Source organism: Gemmata sp. (assembly GCF_051859125.1).
Classification (GTDB): domain Bacteria; phylum Planctomycetota; class Planctomycetia; order Gemmatales; family Gemmataceae; genus Gemmata.
This window is the reverse complement of record NZ_JBHYGG010000118.1, coordinates 6617-11056: the sequence shown is the minus strand read 5'-3', so window position 1 is coordinate 11056 and position 4440 is coordinate 6617. Positions and strand designations below refer to the sequence as shown.

5 protein-coding genes are annotated in these 4440 nt (G+C 67.1%); 4 read left to right on the top strand and 1 reads right to left on the bottom strand.

Going from position 1 to position 4440, the window contains the following annotated elements; all coding sequences use genetic code 11:
* Positions 1 to 205: 205 nt before the first annotated feature.
* The 4 genes from ACTIGN_RS12940 to ACTIGN_RS12925 all read left to right on the top strand — a co-directional run bounded on the left by ACTIGN_RS12940 (position 206) and on the right by ACTIGN_RS12925 (position 3402).
* On the top strand, positions 206 to 1171 hold the full coding sequence (locus ACTIGN_RS12940) for an AAA family ATPase (protein ID WP_439624414.1): 966 nt from the start codon (positions 206 to 208) through the stop codon (positions 1169 to 1171).
* Positions 1172 to 1362: 191 nt separating this feature from the next.
* Positions 1363 to 1818: a hypothetical protein gene (locus tag ACTIGN_RS12935; RefSeq protein WP_439624413.1), complete on the top strand. Its 456-nt coding sequence runs from the start codon at positions 1363 to 1365 to the stop codon at positions 1816 to 1818.
* A 100-nt stretch (positions 1819 to 1918) separates the two neighbouring features.
* Positions 1919 to 2893 carry a DUF58 domain-containing protein gene (locus ACTIGN_RS12930; RefSeq protein ID WP_439624411.1) on the top strand — a complete coding sequence of 325 codons (975 nt, stop codon included), beginning with the start codon at positions 1919 to 1921 and terminating at the stop codon, positions 2891 to 2893.
* Between the two features lie 47 nt (positions 2894 to 2940).
* Positions 2941 to 3402, top strand: coding sequence for a hypothetical protein (locus ACTIGN_RS12925; protein WP_439624409.1), 462 nt, complete (start codon positions 2941 to 2943; stop codon positions 3400 to 3402).
* A gap of 45 nt (positions 3403 to 3447) precedes the next feature.
* On the opposite strand, the gene ACTIGN_RS12920 is transcribed toward ACTIGN_RS12925, so the two are convergent.
* The gene (locus ACTIGN_RS12920; RefSeq protein ID WP_439624407.1) at positions 3448 to 4236 is read right to left on the bottom strand and encodes a hypothetical protein; all 789 of its coding nucleotides are present in this window, start codon (positions 4234 to 4236) and stop codon (positions 3448 to 3450) included.
* Positions 4237 to 4440: the final 204 nt, after the last annotated feature.

Here is a 4440-nt window from a genome sequence, read left to right as displayed (position 1 = left end):
GCGGTCCACGGCCGCATGAAACGAACGTCTACCAACTAATGTGATCCCTACCCGGGCGAGCGCCCCCGGTGCTCACACGGGGCGCGTGGGATTCGGTAAACTGGTGGGACGGCTCCCGCACCGCGCACGACACGAGAGGTGGCTCTTGTCCGCGACCGACAAATTCACCGATTACCTGAACCAGTTCGCCGTGGACCGCACGGGGATGCTCGACCAGCTCCGCCGCGTCGTCGTCGGGCAGGGCGAGGTCATCGAGCAGGTGCTCGCGGCGATCTTCACCCGCGGGCACTGCCTGCTCGTCGGCGTCCCCGGGCTGGCGAAGACGCTCATGGTCAGCTCCGTGGCCCAGATCCTGAACGTCGCGTTCAAGCGGGTCCAGTTCACCCCGGACCTGATGCCGTCGGACATCACCGGCACGACGATCCTCGACGAGACGGCCGAGGGGAAGCGCGAGTTCCGGTTCGTCCGCGGGCCGATCTTCGCGAACATCGTGCTGGCCGACGAGATCAACCGGACCCCGCCCAAGACGCAGGCCGCGCTCCTCGAAGCCATGCAGGAGCGGCAGGTCACGGCCGGGGCCGAGACGATGAAGCTCCCGGAGCCGTTCTTCGTCATCGCCACGCAGAACCCCATCGAACAGGAGGGGACCTACCCGCTCCCCGAGGCCCAGCTCGACCGGTTCATGTTCAACATCAAGGTGGACTACCCCACCCTGGAGGACGAGCAACTGATCGTGTCGATGAGCACCCGCGGCGAGAAGCCGGAACTGACGAAGGTGCTCACGGCCGAGCGGATCGTGTCGTGGCAGAAGCTGGTGAAGAAGATCGAGGTGCCGAAGTTCGTCAACGACTTCATCGTGAAGCTCGTCCGCGCCACCCGCCCGAAGGACCCGTCGGCCCCGGACGTCATCAAGCGGCTCGTGGACTGGGGCGCGGGGCCGCGGGCCGGCATCTTCCTGGCGCAGGCGGGCCAGGCGTTCGCGGCGATGGACGGCCGCCCGAGCGTCGCGATCGACGACATCAAGAAGGCCGCGATCCCCGTGCTGCGGCACCGCGTCAGCGCGAACTTCCAGGCCCAGGCCGAGGGCAAGAGCAGCGACGACATCGTGACCGAACTGCTGAAGATCGTGAGCGAGCCCGAGCCGAAGAAGTACGCGGAACGGAAACGATAGTATTCGGCCTTCAGCCCCGGAGGGGCGGCGGAAGGTAGCCAGGGGTGCGGCGAGCGCAGCGAGCAAACCCCTGGTCCCCACGCGAACCCCTCGGACCAGGGGTTTGTGCCGCAGAGCCGGCACCGCACCCCTGGCTACCATCCGCCGCCCCTCCGGGGCTCAGAACATTCTCACCGTGGTGAAATCCGCTGATGTGGTACCGCGTGTTCGGCCGCTCGGAATCGGAACCGTCGCCCGCGGCGCTCGCCGAGCACCTGCACGAAGCCGGGGTGCCGGTCGAGCCGCACTTCAAGGGCGACGACCTCGGGTGGACGGCCGGCGAGTTGCGGCTCGCGGGCGGCGCGACCGTGTTCGTGCAGCGGTACCTCGCGGGCGAGGACGACATCCGCGACGACCTGAACGCCTACGCGGCCGAACTGGAGACGTGCGACTACAGCCCCAACAATGGCGCGCTCATGCAGCACGCCATCCAGACGAAGCAACTCGTCACGCTCCGCAAGCCGATCGCCGCGGCCGACGAGGTGACCCTGGAGCGCCTTCTGGAAGCGGCGTGCAAGTTCCTCGCGGCCGCGACCGACGGCGTCTACCAGATCGACGGCAAGGGGTGGTTCTCGGCGGCGGGTGAGGTGCTCTTACAAGAGCGTTGAGAGTGTTGCGTGTCGAAAGTGCTTGGGCTCCGCGGTACCCAGCGGGCCAGCAACGCTCCCAACACGCAACGCTCCCAACGCTCCCAACACTCCGATCAACATGACCGCCGACAAGTACCTCCGGCCCGAAGTCATTCGCCAGGTCGCAAGGCTCGACCTGCGGGCCAAGTTCATCGTCGAGGGGTTTCTGACCGGGCTCCACAGCAGCCCGTTCCAGGGGTTCTCCGTCGAGTTCTCCGAGCACCGGAAGTACAACCCCGGCGACGACCTCAAGTCGCTCGACTGGAACGTGTACGCCAAGACCGGGAAGTACTTCGTCAAGAAGTTCCGGGCCGAGACGAACATGACGGGCCACCTCGTCATGGACCTGTCGAAGTCGATGGACTGGAACGGCCCGGCCGAGGCCCGCCGGGCCGGCGTGAAGATCGACTGGGCCGCCCTCGGCGCGGCCGACGAGACGCTCACCAAGTTCGACTACGCCGTGTGCCTCGCCGCCGCGCTCGGCTACCTGATGATCTACCAGCAGGACCCGGTCGGCCTGGTCGCGTTCGACGAGAAGCTCACCACCGTCATCCCGCCCAAGAGCAAGCGGTCGCAGCTCGGCACGATCCTGTCGGTGCTCGCGAACCTCAAGCCGGTCGGCAAGACGAACATCCCGGACAGCCTGTTCCAGCTCGCGTCGATGATGAAGGGCAAGAGCCTCGTGATGCTCTTCACCGACCTGCTGCCGACGACCGACGACTGGAAGGCCGAGGCCGACGCGGTGCTGCGGAGCCTGTACCGGCTGCGGTACTCGGGGCACGAGGTGATCGTGTTCCACATCCTCGACGTGCTCGAATCGAAGTTCCCGCTCGCCGGGCTGGTGGACTTCCAGGACGTGGAGTCGAGCGACCACAAGGAGATTGACGCGCAGGGGATCGCCGAGGACTACCGCACGTTCGTCGCCGAGTTCCGCAACTACTACAAGACCGAGTGCGCCGGCGCGAACGTCGATTACGTCCCGATGGACACCAGCGTCGGGTTCGACAAGGCGCTCCTCGACTACCTCATCCTGCGGCAGCGAAGATTTGGGTAGTACCGGGCCCGCCAGTAGTGGTGACGTCCCGCCGACGAGGAAATCCGATGGCAACAGACGAGGTCATTCCTCACGTCGGAATCATGTCACTTGGTGGATTGGTGCGTCTCGGCATGACACGCGATGAAGTCCAACCGCTCCTCGAACGGGACCACGACATCCAGGTCGATTTCTGCGGCTCGCCGCCCGCCGTGGCATTTATCCAGTCACCCAAGCACTGGGGCTCGCTCGAAGGGATCGATCTTTTTGAGTCAGCGGCCGACGACGTGGTTGCAGAGATAGCCCATCGATTCGGGTTCGATCCAACCGTCTACCGGCCGGGTCGACATACCTACTACTTCCCCGCGCTAAACATGATCCTCTGGCGGAGTTGCACTTCGGAAACGGACGGTGAGCAAGGTTACGTATTCGACTGCGTGAGTCTTCACGCTCCGGGCTACCACAACACGCAGACGGTCGCCTCGCTCCGGGAGAGGACGGGGCTCCCACCCATTGGACCCGGGAGTTAACGCCAGCGCGTGAGTAGGTACGCCAGCAGTTCGTTTCAACCTCCGTCACCGCGTCGCGGCGTAGACGAGCTTCCCTTCGACCACGATTGCGTACTCCGGCTCGCTCATCTCGATGGCGGGGAGCAAGCGCACGGCCCGCACGTCGTGCAATCGCTTCAGGCCGTCGTGGAACGCCGGCAGTAGTAGTTCCGGGCACTTCACCCGCACCGCGTGGAACAACTCCGGGAGCGTGCAGTCGCCGCCGGCCCCGGACGCCCGGCGGCGGTCGAGGTACTCCAGCGCTTCCACTGCCCACGGCACCAAACGACCGACCTGCTCGCCGACCACGGGGCCAGATGTCTCGGCGCGACGCAGCGCCGCCTCGACGCGGGTCGCGAGTTCGTCGAGGCGGGTCAGCATCGCGGCGGCGCGCTCCTCGAACCGCGCCGAGAGCAGCGCGACTTCGGCCTTGGCCTCGGCCATCCACACCGGAACCCCGCCGCGGGCCGTGGCGAGCGTCTCCTTCAGTTCGCGGAGCACCGACTTCGGCGAGTCGTGGTCGTGGACGAACGCGACGGCCTTCGGCGTGCCGCGGACCCACTCGGTCACGATCTTGCCGCGGGTCTCGGTGCGGACCGTTTCGAGCAGCCCTTCTTGCACCGCGACGAGCGCCGCCTCGGCCGACGTACCGGCGCGTGTGGGGAACAGGCCGCTGAGCTTCCCCGAGCGAAAGAGCCGGTGCTCGCCGGGCGTCGTAATGGCGGCCTTGAGGGCCTCCAGGAGCACCTCGGTGCGCGGCGACCCGGCGCGGTGCTCGACAGGTCCGGGCGTTCCGACGTCAGAGGGGGCGTCCATTCCGTCACCGGGTGTTCGGGGAGCGAACCGGCCGTAGTTTAAGCGTGTCTGGGAGTCGGTGCCAGCCCAACGAGACCCGGGGTTTGCGCCCGTGATCCCAGCGGTCCCAGGGTTTGCACCCTGGGCTACGGCCGGCCCCCCCCCTGGGGGGGGCGGGGCAGGGGGGGCCGGGGGGGGGGCACGGGGGTGGCCCGCGGGGCCCCC

Excerpts from the sequence above, each read along its gene's own strand:
- ACTIGN_RS12930 (WP_439624411.1), top strand. The coding sequence starts at position 1,919 with ATGACCGCCGACAAGTACCTCCGGCCCGAAGTCATTCGCCAGGTCGCA.
- ACTIGN_RS12920 (WP_439624407.1), bottom strand. The coding sequence starts at position 4,236 with ATGGACGCCCCCTCTGACGTCGGAACGCCCGGACCTGTCGAGCACCGC.
- ACTIGN_RS12925 (WP_439624409.1), top strand. The coding sequence starts at position 2,941 with ATGGCAACAGACGAGGTCATTCCTCACGTCGGAATCATGTCACTTGGT.
- ACTIGN_RS12935 (WP_439624413.1), top strand. The coding sequence starts at position 1,363 with ATGTGGTACCGCGTGTTCGGCCGCTCGGAATCGGAACCGTCGCCCGCG.
- ACTIGN_RS12940 (WP_439624414.1), top strand. The coding sequence starts at position 206 with ATGCTCGACCAGCTCCGCCGCGTCGTCGTCGGGCAGGGCGAGGTCATC.